This is a genomic window from Pedobacter sp. AC212 (assembly GCF_979258625.1).
This window is the reverse complement of sequence record NZ_OZ409870.1, coordinates 1,094,778-1,110,847: the sequence shown is the minus strand read 5'-3', so window position 1 is coordinate 1,110,847 and position 16,070 is coordinate 1,094,778. Positions and strand designations below refer to the sequence as shown.

The 16,070-nt window shown below is 38.7% G+C and carries 12 protein-coding genes; 3 read left to right on the top strand and 9 right to left on the bottom strand.

Annotated elements, in window-relative coordinates:
• The first annotated feature begins 169 nt into the window (after nt 1-169).
• Both ACZZZC_RS04795 and ACZZZC_RS04790 read left to right on the top strand, forming a co-directional pair.
• On the top strand, nt 170-1,075 hold the full coding sequence (locus tag ACZZZC_RS04795) for a TIGR01777 family oxidoreductase (protein WP_463485064.1): 906 nt from the start codon (nt 170-172) through the stop codon (nt 1,073-1,075).
• A 32-nt stretch (nt 1,076-1,107) separates the two neighbouring features.
• Nucleotides 1,108-2,406 (top strand): cryptochrome/photolyase family protein, encoded by a 1,299-nt coding sequence (locus ACZZZC_RS04790; protein ID WP_463485063.1) that lies wholly within the window; start codon nt 1,108-1,110, stop codon nt 2,404-2,406.
• On the opposite strand, the gene ACZZZC_RS04785 is transcribed toward ACZZZC_RS04790, so the two are convergent.
• The 9 genes from ACZZZC_RS04785 to ACZZZC_RS04745 form a co-directional block, all read right to left on the bottom strand.
• Nucleotides 2,403-3,326 (bottom strand): FKBP-type peptidyl-prolyl cis-trans isomerase, encoded by a 924-nt coding sequence (locus ACZZZC_RS04785; protein WP_463485062.1) that lies wholly within the window; start codon nt 3,324-3,326, stop codon nt 2,403-2,405. The genes ACZZZC_RS04790 and ACZZZC_RS04785 overlap by 4 nt on opposite strands.
• A complete protein-coding gene (locus ACZZZC_RS04780) occupies nt 3,327-3,818 on the bottom strand; it encodes an FKBP-type peptidyl-prolyl cis-trans isomerase (RefSeq protein ID WP_265798401.1) in 492 nt (163 codons plus the stop codon).
• Nucleotides 3,819-3,992: 174 nt separating this feature from the next.
• Nucleotides 3,993-5,786 (bottom strand): acyl-CoA dehydrogenase family protein, encoded by a 1,794-nt coding sequence (locus ACZZZC_RS04775; protein ID WP_463485061.1) that lies wholly within the window; start codon nt 5,784-5,786, stop codon nt 3,993-3,995.
• Nucleotides 5,787-5,939: 153 nt separating this feature from the next.
• Complete coding sequence (locus tag ACZZZC_RS04770; protein WP_463485060.1) at nt 5,940-7,115, bottom strand: acetyl-CoA C-acyltransferase; 1,176 nt, start codon at nt 7,113-7,115, stop codon at nt 5,940-5,942.
• A gap of 178 nt (nt 7,116-7,293) precedes the next feature.
• A complete protein-coding gene (locus ACZZZC_RS04765) occupies nt 7,294-9,699 on the bottom strand; it encodes a 3-hydroxyacyl-CoA dehydrogenase NAD-binding domain-containing protein (RefSeq protein WP_463485059.1) in 2,406 nt (801 codons plus the stop codon).
• Between the two features lie 176 nt (nt 9,700-9,875).
• The gene (locus ACZZZC_RS04760; RefSeq protein ID WP_056848431.1) at nt 9,876-10,310 is read right to left on the bottom strand and encodes a MarR family winged helix-turn-helix transcriptional regulator; all 435 of its coding nucleotides are present in this window, start codon (nt 10,308-10,310) and stop codon (nt 9,876-9,878) included.
• A 133-nt stretch (nt 10,311-10,443) separates the two neighbouring features.
• Nucleotides 10,444-11,760: an OmpA family protein gene (locus ACZZZC_RS04755; RefSeq protein ID WP_056848430.1), complete on the bottom strand. Its 1,317-nt coding sequence runs from the start codon at nt 11,758-11,760 to the stop codon at nt 10,444-10,446.
• Between the two features lie 93 nt (nt 11,761-11,853).
• Nucleotides 11,854-13,575 (bottom strand): gamma-glutamyltransferase, encoded by a 1,722-nt coding sequence (ggt, locus tag ACZZZC_RS04750; protein WP_463486658.1) that lies wholly within the window; start codon nt 13,573-13,575, stop codon nt 11,854-11,856.
• The gene (locus ACZZZC_RS04745; RefSeq protein WP_463485057.1) at nt 13,547-15,322 is read right to left on the bottom strand and encodes an AMP-dependent synthetase/ligase; all 1,776 of its coding nucleotides are present in this window, start codon (nt 15,320-15,322) and stop codon (nt 13,547-13,549) included. The genes ggt and ACZZZC_RS04745 overlap by 29 nt, the downstream gene beginning before the upstream one ends.
• A gap of 269 nt (nt 15,323-15,591) precedes the next feature.
• Between ACZZZC_RS04745 and ACZZZC_RS04740 the strand changes: the two genes are divergently transcribed.
• On the top strand, nt 15,592-16,056 hold the full coding sequence (locus ACZZZC_RS04740) for a hypothetical protein (RefSeq protein ID WP_010600581.1): 465 nt from the start codon (nt 15,592-15,594) through the stop codon (nt 16,054-16,056).
• Nucleotides 16,057-16,070 lie beyond the last annotated feature (14 nt).

Below are 16,070 nucleotides of genomic sequence, written 5' to 3'. Positions count from 1 at the left end.
TTCCCAATTTAATTGGGAATCTTAAAGCACGAGAGTAGCGCTCGATCGTTGTAAGATCCCCGCATACGCGAGGATGACGGACTTGCGGTTGGACCTCCAAACCCCCAACTCTAAACTCCGGACTTCCTACTAAAAACAAACCCTTTTGTATCTTTGGTGTTTTACACACATGGCAAAAAAGATTCTGATAACTGGAGCAACTGGACTTGTGGGCAAGGAACTCAAAACCCAGCTTTTGAATAAAGGATACGAGGTAAATACGCTATCCCGAAAAAAGAGTTCCGATCCGAATAATTTCGTGTGGGACGTTTACAAAGGAACAATCGATTCCAGATGTATAGAAGGTGTAGAGTCAATTATTCATTTGGCCGGCGAACCCGTAGCAGAAAAAAAATGGACTGATGAGCGCAAAAAACAGATTATTGATAGTCGGGTAAAATCAACGGAATTACTTTATCAAACCATTCAAAACAAATCTGATCATCAAATAAAATCATTTATTTCAGCATCGGCGGTGGGCTTTTATGGCGATTGCGGAGATGAAATTTTGACCGAAAACAGTGTCAATGGTTATGGCTTTTTAGCTGAATGTTGCAAACTTTGGGAAGATGCTGTTAATAAAGGCAAGAAACTGAGCTTACGCATTGTTAAACTTAGAACTGGAATCGTTTTAAGCAATGAGGGCGGTGCACTACCACAATTGGATAAACCTATCAAGCTTTTTGTAGGTTCGGCTTTAGGAACTGGTAAACAGTGGACGCCCTGGCTGCATATTGATGACATGGTTGCCATGTATGTTTACGCCTTGGAAAATGTTAAAATGGAAGATTCATACAATGCCTGTGCTCCATTTCCCGTAACCAACATTGGTTTAACCAAAGCCATTTCGAAACATTTGAACCGCCCTTTTTGGCCAATAAAGGTTCCGAAAAAAGTAATAGAATTGTTGTTGGGCGAACGAGCAGAAGCGGTTTTGATGAGCAATAACACATCAGCTCAAAAAATCCTGGATGCTGGCTTCAAGTTTAAATTTACAGATTTAGATGAAGCACTTACCAGTCTCTATCATAAATAATCTTATTTTAAGCCCTCAAAGCATATTCTTAAATGAAGACACCCATCACCATTTTTTGGTTCCGCCGCGATTTGAGACTAGAAGATAACGCAGGCCTTTATCACGCCTTAAATAATGGCACACCTGCACTTGCGCTCTTTATATTCGATAAAAACATTTTAGATAAATTATCTGAAGATGATGCCCGGGTTACTTTCATTTTTCAAACTATCGAAAGTTTAAAAAAAGAACTACAACAACACGGATCAGACTTATTAGTGAAGTACGGAACTCCAGAAAAAATCTGGCCTCAAATTTTAAAAGATTATAAGGTTGAGGAGGTTTATACCAATCATGATTACGAACCTTATGCCCGTGAACGCGATGATAATTTGGCAGAATTTTTAACCAGTGAAGAAATCGCTTTTAGAACCTTTAAAGATCAGGTGATATTTGAGAAAGATGAAATTTTAAAAGGCGATAAAACTCCATACACCGTATTTACGCCCTATTATAAACAGTGGCAGGCAAAGCTCGATGATTTTTATTTTAAGGCTTATCCAACAAAAAAGTACTTCAAAAACCTTTTTCAGACCGAACATTTAGTGCTGCCCACACTAAAAGAAATGGGATTCAAAGCGAGTAACCAGGAATTCCCAAAAATTAATTACAAAAATAAACTGGATGACTACGCAGAGGAACGAGATTTCCCTGCTATGGAAAGTACAACCAGAATTGGTTTGCACCTAAGATTTGGTACTGTAAGTATTCGTAAGGCCGTAAAAGATGCTGTAGAGGCAAAATCAAATGTTTGGTTATCTGAATTAGCCTGGAGAGAGTTCTACATGATGATCCTCTGGCATTTCCCGTATGCTGCCAATGATTCTTTTAAAAAGCAGTACGATAAAATAAAATGGCGCAATAACGAAACAGAATTTAAAGCTTGGTGCGAAGGAAACACGGGTTATCCGATAGTGGACGCCGGAATGCGACAGCTCAATGAAACTGGGTTTATGCATAACCGTGTGAGGATGGTTGTAGCAAGTTTTTTATCGAAACATTTATTAATCGATTGGCGCTGGGGTGAAAATTATTTCGCCGAAAAGCTTCTTGATTATGAAATGGCCAGCAACGTTGGTGGTTGGCAATGGGCTGCGGGCTCAGGAAATGATGCTGCGCCGTATTTCCGCGTTTTTAATCCTGAATTGCAAACCAAAAGATTTGATCCAAAATTTGAGTACATTAAAAAATGGGTGCCAGAATATGGGACAAAAAAATATGCCCAACCAATAGTTGAGCATACATTTGCACGAGAAAGAGTGCTTAAAGTATTTAAAGAAGCGTTATCTTAATTGGTAACGCTAACGATTTCAATATCAAAATCTAAAGACGTATTCGGGGAAATAGTATTAAATCCTGAACGACCATAAGCATATGCCGATGGCAAAATCATTCTGAACTTGGTTCCAACTTTAAATTTTGGAATCATAATTTGCCAACCCGATACCAAACCGGATAGTGTAAGTGAGAGACCATCTGCAGATGAATCAAATACAGCGCCATCTAATGTTCTTCCTGTATATTTAACGTTGACTGTACTTCCAATACCATTAACAGCCTCTCCTGTTCCTAAAGTATTTACAATGTAATAAATTCCACTAGGATCTTTCGTTGCAGTAAGCCCTTTAGAAGTTAAAAAAGTTGTAATGCGGTTGTCATCTAATAATGCCTGCTTTTGGTAAGGATAGGTTGTCACTATTAAATCGACAATTTCGTTTGATGGAATATTTCCAGCACCGTTTCTTCCAAAAGCCAAATAAGAAGGCAAAAGTATTCTTGCCACTCCACCAGGCTTTAGCGCCAATAAAGCAGTTCTTATCGCAGGAATAGAATAAAAACCCTGTGGATTTGAAGTTGTAACTAGTGATGAATTATAAAACTGATCGGTATAACCTACAAACGTGCCTAAGTTCGATAATAGTGGAGACTGTAAGTATGTAGACCCTGTAGATAAAGACTTAACCGTTAAGTTATAAAGAACTGAATCTGGATTTTTAAAATTATTGCCTGTTCCAGGTGAAGTTACCTGATAAAAGAATCCTGATTTATCCGGATCGGGCAACATTACAGCACTTAAGTTATTTTTTGATATGTATGAAGCTATTGTTGCACTCTCTGTAGCCTGAATAGTTTCATACTCTTTCTTACATGCAGAAAGGAAAACAACAGTCAGTAAACAAGTTAAGAAACTTAGTTTGGTAAATTTATTCATTTAGTTTGTAACGTCTGTAAGTGTTATATTGAAATCGAGGATAGAATTAGCTGGAACTAAAGATGATGGAGATCTTGTTCCATATGCATAATATGATGGGATAATCAATCTGATTTTACCACCTTTTTGTATTTTAGGAATACCGAACTGCCAGCCTGTAATTACGCCACCTAACGAAAATTTTATTGGAGTACCTTTTGAACTGTCGAAAAGTGTGCCGTTGAGCAGTTTGCCTTCATAATCTGCAGTAATCTGCGTTGAAGTGGTGTAAGTAATACTACCCGAACCAGGTGCAATAATTTGGTAAAATATACCTGAAGGATCTTTTATCCCTGATATGTTATTTGCCTTTACGAAAGCGCCAATTGCAGCAGTATCGGCTTTAAACTGAGGTAGTGGATCGTAATCCTCTACCGCCTCATCTTTTTTACATGCAGCGAAGAACCCAACAACGCAAAGCAATAATAATATATACTTGAATTTTAGCATCATCCGCAAAAATAAGCTTTTAATACGGATGCTACAATTTTTAACCAAATTTAACATTCAAATCAAAAGTTGTAGGTTATAGGTTATAAGTAGAATTTATGAACAAGCAAAACTAAATCTATTACCACTCGACTTATCGACATCCAAACTTATAACTTACAACCTATAACATACCACTTAAAAAATATACTTATTCGCCTCAATCAATTGCTGTGCAACTCTTTGACGGGCATCTTTAACATTAAAAGGTTCAACTTTGGTGAAACGACGTAAGCCAACCAGCATCATGCGCTGTTCATCGCCTTCTGCGAAAGCCCAAAGCGCTTCTTTACCAGCTTTGGCAATACCATCAACAGCTTCAACCATATATATTCTCAATAAATCCAGCTGACCATTAATTGCGGCTTCACCTTTTGTAGCAGCCAGTTTTTCGGTTCTCAATAAAGCGGACTCGAAAACATAAACATAACTCGCCATATCTGCGATATTCATTAAAATTTCCTGCTCCTTGCTCAAAGACATCATTAATTTTTGAACCGCAGCACCCGCAACCATCAAGGTAGCTTTTTTCAGATTGGCAAGAACTTTTTTCTCAGCAGCAAATAATGTGGTGTCTTCTTCGCCAAAATCTGGAATGCTCATTAACTCTGCAGCAACCGCCGTGGCCGGTGTCATCAGATCAAGCTCACCTTTCATGGCTCTTTTCAGCATCATATCAACCGTTAACAAACGGTTAATCTCGTTCGTACCTTCAAAAATTCTGTTGATACGGGCATCACGGTAGGCTCTATCCATTGGTGCATCGGCACTAAAACCCATTCCTCCATAAATTTGAACCCCCTCGTCTACCGTATAATCCAATGCTTCGGAACCCCAAACTTTTAAAATGGCACACTCAACAGCAAACTGTTCTACCGATTTTAACCTGGCCTTTCCAGATTCCATTCCGCCAGCAACCAATTGCTCATAGGTGTCATCAATGTTTTGTCCGGCACGATAATTAGCTGCATCAACCGCGTAAAGTTTCGAAGCAATTTCTGCAATCTTAAAGCGAATGGCACCGTATTTCGAAATCGGGCGACCAAATTGGCTACGTTCATTTGAATAGTTAATGGCCGTATTTAAAGTTGCTTTTGATGCACCAATTGCTGCCGCTGATAATTTTATGCGACCGATATTTAAAATGTTAACCGCGATTTTGAAACCATTCTCCCGCTCGCTTAACATATTTTCAACCGGAACAAGGCAATCGTTAAAGAAAACCTGACGCGTAGAAGAACCCTTGATACCCATTTTATGCTCCTCTGGATTCATGGTGATGCCACCGAAATCTTTCTCCACAATAAAAGCAGTTAGGTTTTTATCATCATCAATTTTGGCAAAAACGATAAAGATATCTGCGAAACCCCCGTTGGTAATCCACATCTTTTGCCCGTTAATGATGTAATGTTTGCCATCATCGCTCAACTTGGCTTTTGTTTTTCCGGAGTTTGCATCCGAGCCCGAATTCGGTTCTGTTAAGCAGTAAGCTGCTTTCCATTCACCAGAGCCTAGTTTAGGAATATATTTCGCTTTCTGTTCTTCGTTTCCATAATAAAGGATAGGCAATGTACCAATTCCGGTGTGTGCTGACAGTGCTACTGCAAAAGAGTGACCAGCGCCAACGACATCAGCAACTAACATAGAGGTATTAAAATTTTTGCCAAAGCCCCCATATTCTTCCGGGACAGAAACCCCAAGAATACCCAATTCGCCAGCTTTTGTTAAAAGCGTTGGCATTAATTCAGGATCTTCCTGTTTATCAATTTTATCTAAGTTTGGATAAACCTCAGCTTCCAGAAAATCGCGACAAGTTTGCGCAATCATTTGTTGCTCTTCATCAAATTCTTCAGGAATAAATACATCCTGGTAAGCCGTTTCTTTAATTAAGAATTCGCCGCCTTTAATTGTTTTCTTTTCAGTTGTTTCCATCTTTGTAGTATCTAGTAGCGACACATTGAAAATCGCTTAATTTTTATTTTTTCATTTTGCCTAACACGGTCGTCATTGCGAGGCACGAAGCAATCCAATTCGCGAGTGAGATTGCTTCGTGCCTCGCAATGACGATGTGCCTAAGTCAATCTCCTATAACATCTCAAAAATTCCTGCTGCTCCTTGTCCTGTACCAACGCACATGGTAACCATGCCATATTTCTTGTCTTGTCTTTTCAGCTCATTCATCATTTGCACCGAAAGTTTTGCACCTGTACAACCCAGAGGGTGACCCAATGCAATGGCTCCACCGTTTACGTTAATGATATCTGGATTTAAATCGAGTGTTCTGATGATGGCTAGAGACTGCGATGCAAAAGCTTCGTTCAGTTCAATTAGATCGATATCATCTTGTTTTAAACCTGCTTGTTTTAATGCTTTTGGGATGGCCTCAATTGGACCAATTCCCATAATTCTTGGTGGAACTCCAGCGATGCCATAACTTACTAATCTTGCTATTGGTTCAACATTAAGTTCCTTCATTTTTTTTTCAGAAACAACGAGAACAAAGGCTGCGCCATCAGATGTTTGTGACGAATTACCAGCGGTTACACTTCCTACAGCATCAAAAACAGGCTTTAATTTTGCCAGTTTCTCTAACGTGGTATCTGCTCGCGGACCTTCATCAGTATCCACGACATAAGAACGCGTTTTCTTTTTAAGGTTCTCATCCAAATAATTTTCGTTAACCGTAATTGGCAAAACGCCATCTTTTAAATAACCGTTTTTTATGGCATGAATAGCTTTCTCATGAGATTTCAAGGAAAATGCATCCTGGTCTTCGCGACTCACATTGTATTCTTTCGCAACGGCTTCGGCAGTTAGTCCCATTCCCCAATACCAATCGGGATTGTTTTTCGCAACCTCTGGATTTGGAACGAGTTTCCAACCTCCAAACGGCATTCCACTCATTACTTCTACCCCACCAGCGATAATACAATCAGCCATTCCGGCTTTAATTTTCGCTACTGCAGTGGCAATTGTTTCTAAACCAGATGCGCAATATCGATTTACGGTAACACCCGGAACCTTGTCCGTATTCAAACCCATTAGTGAAATCATCCGGCCAATATTTAAGCCTTGTTCCGCTTCGGGCGTGGCGTTACCCACAATTACATCGTCAATTTGTTCTTTATCTAAATTTGGAACCGATGCCACTAAAGCGCTTATCACTTCAGCTGCTAAATCATCAGCTCTGGTAAAACGGAATACGCCTCGGGGTGCTTTACCCACTGCTGTGCGATATCCGGCTATAATATATGCTTCCATTTTATCGAGTATTTTGATGGCTATCCGCCAATATTATCTTTTTATTATACGCACTTCCCTTACTATTGCCGTCATTGCGAGGCACGAAGCAATCTTAATGCTATAGAAAACCCTTAGTTGTAAGATTGCTTCGTACCTCGCAATGACGAAGTGGCTAAGCAAATCTCCCATCTATTTGTTAATTCCTTAACGGTTTCCCTTTTGTTATAATCGACTGAATTCTTTCCAATGATTTTCTTTCTCCTGCAAGAGATAAAAATGCCTCTCTTTCCAAATCCAATAAATATTGTTCGCTTACTTCTGTTGGGGAGGATAAATCGCCACCACACATGACGTAACCTAATTTTTCGGAGATTTTTTTATCATGTTCAGAAATAAAATGACCGGCGTACATGCTATTTGCTCCCGCATACACAATTCCTAAACCTTGTTTTCCCAACACTTTAATATCTGTCCGCTGAACAGGTTTGGTATAACCTGCATCTGCCAGTTCAATCGCTTTTGCTTTAGCATCGGCCAGTAAACGGTTGCGGTTCATCGAAATTGAGAATTTATCCTTTTGCAAATAGCCCAACTCGTAGGCTTCATAACCTGAAGTCGATACTTTAGCCATACCAATGGTTAAGAAACGATCTTTCAATGCATTTTGAACAATCTGGTCGTCTTTATATTCATCCGATGCCCGCAGCGCAAACTCTTTTGTTCCGCCGCCACCGGGAATAACGCCGACACCAAACTCCACCAAGCCCATATAAGTTTCTGCTGACAATTGAACATGATCGGCATGTAAGCTAAACTCGCAGCCACCACCCAAGGTTAAATTGTGTGGTGCAACCACAACCGGGATGGAAGAGTAACGAATACGCATCGAAGTGTTCTGGAACATTCGGATAGCCATATTCAACTCATCCCATTCCTGCTCTACCGCCATCATGAAAATCATCCCCACATTTGCGCCAGCAGAAAAGTTTGCACCATCATTACCGATTACTAAACCACGATAATCTTTCTCTGCCATATCAATGGCTTTGTTAATTCCTGAGATTACATCGCCACCGATGGTATTCATTTTGGTATGGAATTCTACATTTAAAATGCCATCACCTAAATCAATGATAGAAACGCCAGAATTTTTCCAAAGTGTTTTATTCTCGCGGATGTTATCTAAAATGATAAATTCATCCGTTCCTGGTAAGGCTTTGTAAGATTTTGTTGGAATATCATAGTATTTTTTAACGCCGCTTTCTACCTTATAAAAAGAAGTATTTCCTGCATCAAGCATTTCTTGAACCCAAGCGGCAGCTTTATTTCCATATTGCTCCATTCCCTCAATTGCTTCTTTCAAACCTACCGCATCCCAAAGCTCAAAAGGTCCAAGCTCCCAACCAAAACCTGCACGCATCGCATCATCAATGCGGTACAATTCATCAGAAATTTCCGGAATCCTATCAGATACGTACTCAAATAATCCAAATGAAGAATGACGGAATAACTCGCCTGCCTTATCTTTTCCTTTCGCAAAAATCTTCATGCGTTCGCGAAGATTTTCAACTGGCTTGGTCATTTCTAATGTAGCCGATTTAACTTTTTGCTGAGGTTTGTATTCTAAAGTTTTCAAATCCAAGGCAAGGATTTCGGTTTTGCCGTCGGCAGCTTTAGTTTTTTTATAGAAACCCTGTTTGGTTTTATCGCCAAGCCATTTGTTCTCCTCCATCTTTTTAACATAGTCAGGAAGTTTAAATAACTCATGTGCTTTATCATCAGGACAATTATCGTAAAGTCCTTTGGCTACTTTAATCATGGTATCCAAACCAACCACATCAGAAGTACGGAAGGTAGCCGATTTTGGTCTACCCAAAGCTGGACCGGTAAATTTATCTACCTCTTCGACTGTTAAATCCAATTTTTCGACCAAATGCAATAAGGCCATAATTGAATATACTCCAACTCTATTGGCAATAAAGGCTGGCGTATCTTTACATAAAACGGTGGTTTTACCTAAAAATTTATCGCCATAATGCATTAAGAAATCAACTATTTCCGGTTTGGTATACGGCGTTGGAATAATTTCCAATAGCTTTAAATAACGCGGCGGATTGAAAAAGTGTGTTCCACAGAAATGTGCTTTAAAATCATCGCTTCTGCCATCGGCCATTAAATGAATGGGGATACCGGAAGTATTCGAGGTAATTAATGTACCTGGTTTGCGAAATTGCTCTACCTGCTCGAAAACTTTTTTCTTGATATCAAGATTTTCAACAACTACTTCAATTACCCAATCAAAGCCAGCAATTTTCGACATATCATCTTCGAAATTCCCGGTTTTAATTTTATTCAATACTTTTTTAGAATAAACCGGCGATGGATTTGTTTTGACAGCCGTTTGCAAAGCCGTATTAACAATCCGGTTTTTTACCACTGGTTTGTCTAACGTCAGTCCTTTTGCCTGTTCTTCTGGAGTAAGTTCTTTTGGGGCGATATCTAAAAGTAAAACCTCAACCCCAATATTGGCAAAATGGCATGCAATACGCGAACCCATAATCCCCGAACCTAAAACAGCAACTTTATTAATGCTTCGTTTCATCAGTTTTTGTCTATTATATTATTTGTCTGATGGAGCTTACACTGATAAAATTTTAGCATTTTATCAGTGACGGTTCATCAGTCATTATTTATTTTTCTTTTGGTCTGATGGAACCTACTTCAAAACCTGAGCCCATTGGTAAACTCATGCAAAGCAGGTTTCATCACAAAATATATTTAATCAACAGTATATGCTACCGTAATATCATTAAGTTTTATTAACAGATTAATGAATGTTTCTTTCTCTTTTTTAGAGAAGTGTTCATCCAAATATTCATTAAATTTTCGCACAACCCCTTTTGCCAGGTGCTTCTTTTCTTTTCCGAAATCGGTTAAAAAAACCTTCACCGAACGTTTATCGCCTATGGAGGTTTCGCGGTAAATAAGCTTAGCTTCTTCCATATTATTTAACATTCTGGAAAGGCTGGTCGCTTTTACGCCAAGCAAGGCAGCCAAATTGGAAACGGCAGTACCCTCTTCATCATTTATGTTTATCAGCATATAACCAATAGCCTGTGTTATGCCAAAAGTAGAGGCCATTTGATTATACTTGTTAAACATGTTTTGCCATGCAAACTTCACGTGATAATCTATTGTTTGCTGTTGTTTCATTTTAATAATTTATTATGCTTGCATAACAAAGCTAATGAATGTATTTTATTATTCCAATAGGGAAATTGAAAATTTTTTGTCATAAAAAAAGCCCCCGATTTTCATCGGAGGCTCTCAAAAATTTATTTACCTACTAGTATAAAGTAAACTCTACACGACGGTTTTGTTGACGACCAGCTGCAGTTTTGTTAGTTGCAATTGGTTGACCCATTCCGTAGCCAGTAGCTTCGATACGAGATGCATTTGCACCTTGAGAAACTAAATAAGCTTTTACAGATTCTGCTCTTTCTTTAGATAAACGTAAGTTTAATTCTTTAGATCCAGTGTTATCAGTATGACCTGCTAATTTTAAGCTGAAGTTTTTCTCTACTAATAAAGCTGCTACTCTGTTTAACGAAGCATAAGATTTAGAGCGGATAGTTGCTTTACCTAAATCGAATTCTAAGTTTTTAATCGCTTCATTAACTACTTTACGATCTTCTTCAGTAACTATTGTTACTTGTGGTTTCGGAGCCACTAACGGACAACCAGAACCATCAACAACAGTACCAGCAGGAGTACCTGGGCATTTATCTAATTTATCAGCAACACCATCACCATCTGTATCTTTTAACAGATCATTCATTTCTGAACGTAATTTTGCATTTTCAGCTTTTTGAGCATCTAAATCAGATTTCAAAGCATTTGCTGTATTTTTTGCAGCCAATGCCTCATCATAAGTTGCAGCTACTGGGTTGTGGAAAGCCAATTGTTTTCCAGTACCCAATGCAAATTCTAAACCAGCGTAACCATAGTTGTATTTATCATTAGCCGGGCCTCTGTGTAATCCATCAAGATTATCTCCGTCAACATAGTTGATTGTCCAACCTAAATCGATATTAATTCCATCAGATACTTTGAATTTTGCACCAACACCTACAGGGATGATTAATTCTTTGATTGTTTTACCACCAGCAAATTCAGTTGTTCCTGCTGCAGTAGTAATAGTTGGTTTGTAACCAGCTAAACCAGCACCAACTGAAGTATATAATTGCAATGCGTTTTCTTTTTTGAACATATCAATATTGAACATATTCACAACTGCATTTAAACTTCCTGAATACTCTAATTGAGTTTCAAATGCTGTTACCGGAGAACTATTTACCAATCCACTTTCAAAAGGCTCTGAATTATCAGCCTTTAATTTACCTCTTACTCCATCTAAACGCAATGAGAAATACGGCGTGAATTGTTTTTTGATGTAAAGACCATAACCAAAACTGGTTTTGTTATTACTAAAATCATTTTTTCCACCCAATGGCGATAGCGGAGTCAATGCACCAGCATTAACACCAATAGACCAAGTTCTGAACTGAGACGTGGATGTTGCTGGTTCCTGAGCCATTGCTACAGTACCTGCAAATAATCCGGCTAATACAACCGGTAGGGACTTGATTAAATTTGATTTCATATTTTTTAATATAACGTTGATATGCGTTGCCCAGCATACACAATTGCTATACCAAAAAGAGAAAATTTAAAAAATACTTATCCACTTTAACACTTAGTAACCCAGAGCGGTATCATCTCCCCGTGGATCTGCACCCGCTTGGTAAGCGCCCCATTTGGTTCTTAAAATAGCATCGACCCTTCCAATTGCACCACGGTTGATGATTTTATAGCCTTTAGCTTCCAACTTTTGTGTTGATAAACTATCTATTGCATCCTTTTCTACATAAACTTCATCTGGCAGCCATTGATGGTGAAATTTTTTAGCAGCAACAGCAGCTTGCATATTCATGTCAAAATCGACTACATTAATGATGGTTTGAAAAACAGAAGTAATGATCGTAGATCCACCTGGGGTACCCACAACCATGAAAAGTTTTCCCTCTTTTTCTACAATAGTTGGAGTCATAGAGCTTAACATCCGTTTATTTGGTGCAATAGCATTGGCTTCGCCACCCACCAAACCATACATATTTGGCGCTCCTGGCTTAACCGAGAAATCATCCATTTCATTATTCAATAAAAAGCCACCACCTTTAACCACAACCAAGGATCCATAAGAGCCGTTTAAGGTTGTTGTTATCGAAACTGCATTTCCTTCATGATCCACAATAGAAAAATGCGTGGTTTCTTCGCTTTCTTTACCTTTGATTACTCCGGCTAAAATTTGATCGCTAGGTATTGCGGCGGCCCAATTAAGGTTCGCCATTCTTCGTTTATTGTAAACAGGATCTAACAATTCTTTCTGAGGAACGCTATAAAAATCCGGATCGCCAAGATGGGTGGCCCTGTCAGCATACACTCTTCTTTCTGCTTCAACAATAACCTGTACTGTTGAATCTGAGTTATGTCCCCATTTTTTCAATGGAAATGGCTCAACCGATTGTAGCAATTGAATAAGCGCTATGCCACCGCTAGAAGTTGGCGGCATTGTAATAATTTTATAACCCCGATAACTCCCTATTATAGGTTTGCGCCAAACCGCCCGGTAGTTTTTTAAATCTTCTTTGGTAATTAAGCCTTTTCCACGCTGCATTTCTGCCACGATAGAATCAGCAACCGCTCCTTCATAAAAGCCTGCCTTACCTTTTTGTTGAATAAGCTTTAAAGTATTCGCTAATTCGGTTTGCACTAATAAACTGTTCTCTTGCCAGGTGCTTTCCAGGTTAACCAAAGCAGTTCCGTTAATATTAATATCCATCAATTTTCGGTGCAAGCCGTTCAGTTCAGCGGATTGGCGCTTGGTAATTTTGAAACCATTCTCTGCCAAATCAATTGCTGGCTGAACAACCTCTTTCCAGGAAAGTTTACCATATTTTTGATGAGCCTCTACCATACCGGCAACCGAACCCGGAACCCCTGCGGCTAAATGCCCGAATAAGCTTTTATCAACAATTGGATTCCCTGCAGAATCTAAGTACATGTCTCTGCTTGCTGATGAAGCCGCTTTCTCGCGAAAATCCAGTGCATTCACTTCGCCCTTTGCAGAACGATAAACCATAAAGCCGCCACCACCAATGTTTCCAGCATTTGGATACACTACAGCTAACGCAAATTGAACAGCAACAGCCGCATCAACAGCGTTGCCGCCTTTTTTTAAAATATCAATACCAACTTTTGATGCTTCGGGATGTGCCGTAACAACCATCCCATTTTTAAATTCCCCGCTGTTGTTTTTCCCGAGCTGACCGCTTACACAGCTGGCAAAAACAATGACTAATACGATTAGTGTTGAACTAATTTTAAGTTTAGTTAGGCGCTTTATAGTTCTCTGCATCTTTATATATTTTTTCGATGATATTGGCATTTTTTTCGGTAATAACTTTTCGTTTCAAGCTTAGTTTTGGCGTTAACTCGCCGCCATCAATACTCCATTCTTTTGGAAGTAAAGCAAATCTTTTCACTTGCTCCCACTTGCCAAAATCTACGCTGGCAGCCTCAATTACCTCATTGTATTTTGCTAAAACCTGATCGTTTTTTATAATCTCTTCATTTGTAGTAAAAGCGATTCCTTTTTTGCCTGCCCAGGTTTTTAATGTTTCGAAGTTAGGAACAATTAACGCAGATGGAAATTTTTTATTCTCACCCAAAACCATAATCTGCTCAATAAAAATCGACTCCTTATATTTGTTTTCCAACATTTGAGGTGCAACATATTTTCCACCAGCGGTTTTAAACATTTCCTTTTTACGATCGGTAATTTTGAGAAAACGACCATCCACTAACTCGCCAATATCGCCAGTATGGAACCATCCGTCCTGGTCAATAGCTTCTTCTGTTAAATCGGGGCGATTATAATAACCTTTCATCACCTGATGGCCACGGGTTAGCACCTCGCCATCCGAAGCGATTTTCACCTCAACACCCTTAATCACCTCCCCAACAGTGCCGAACATGGTACCGCCAAAATGATTTACCGTAATTACAGGCGAAGTTTCGGTTAAACCATAGCCTTCGAAAACAGGCATCCCAGCAGCCCAGAAGATCCGGGCCAAACGCGGATTTAAAGCGGCGCCACCAGAAACAATTACCACGATCTCTCCACCAAGCGCCTCCTGCCATTTCTTAAAAACCAATTTCCTGGCAATGCCCAATTTCAAATTATACCATGCACTTGCGTCTGTGGTATATTTTTCGGCCAACGCTACCGACCAAAAGAAAATCCCCTTCTTAATACCAGTAAGCGATTTCCCTTTCTCCATTATTTTATCATAAACTTTCTCAAGCAAACGGGGTACGGTTGAAAATGCATTTGGTTTTACATGTTGAATATCGGCAACTATGGTATCCATGCTTTCGGCATAATAAATACTTGTTCTATTATATAAGTACAAATAAATAATCATGCGTTCGAATATGTGCGAAAGCGGTAAAAAGCTCAAACTCTTATTTACACCTTCTGGCATCACGACAGATGAATTTACAAAGTTGGCCACCAGATTATGGTGCGTCAACATTACTCCTTTCGGGGTGCCCGTCGTCCCTGATGTATAAATGAGTGTTAATATATCTTCAGGTTCTACTTTTGATCTATATTCGTCGAGGTTAATTGCCTGGCTGTTTTCCCCATCAGCAATAAGCGTTTTCCATGATTTAACGCCTTCAACATCGCTAAAACTGAAAATTTTTATATCTGGGTTAATGGCATCTGCACATGGCTTTATTTTTTTATATAAATCACCATCTGATACAAATACTATCGAAATTTCTGCATCCTTTAAAATAAACTGAATATCGTGTTCTGCTAAAGTAGGATAAAGCGGGATCTGGTAGGCCCCAATTTGATTAGCTGCAAAATCGGCAATATTCCATTCTGGTCTATTATGAGACATTACCGCAACCCTTCCACCCTTTGCAATACCAAGATTAATTAATCCACGACTTAAATTGTCTACAGTAGCAGAAAAATCTGCAGTACTGTAATTAACCCAATTGCCATTAATTTTTCCATTGATAAACTCTTGCTTCGGATCTTCCAGGTTATATCGTAGGAGGTCGAATACCCTTGTAATTTCTGCAGCCATATCTTTTTATTATTATTTGGTTAAGTTAAAAAAATCAAACATAAAGATGTGCTAGCCTTATGTTTTTGATCGATAAAATTTTGCATTTATGAGTGAATCTTAAAGCAACTTCTACATCGAAAAATTTAAATAAACTTAAGAAATCAAAAATTACTATGCAAGCATTGTTTTTTATAGCTTTAAAATTTTTACCGTAAAAACATAAACGGCATTAAAGTTGTTAAGCTGATTAAATATTTGAAAAACGTTATTTACTTTAAAATTTGATTATGAAAAAGCTATTTACAATTTTAGGATGCATTGCATTATTTGCATTGACGACAACGAGTGTTAAAGCACAGAATTACAAAACAGGTTTAGGATTAGGAATAGACTTTGGAGACGGCGCAACATTGGTTGGCCCATCTGTTAGACACCATTTCAGCAGAAGTGCAGCTTTACAAGGTGAAGTTTTATTTGGTGGTAACTCTACAACCTTACAAGCATTTTTACAATATAATGCTTCAATTCCTGGCGCAAAAGGCTTAGATTGGTATTTAGGTGGTGGTCCATCAGTACAATTGTATGATGGTGGTTCTAACTTTTATTTAGTACCAATGGTTGGTTTAGATTATAAAATTAGCGGTGCACCGTTAGCAATTGCTTTAGATTGGAGACCAAGATTATATCTAGGTGATGGCGATAGCGATTTTAACGCTGGAAGATTTGGTTTAGGCTTCAGATATACTTTTTAAGCAAAAAGCTTAAA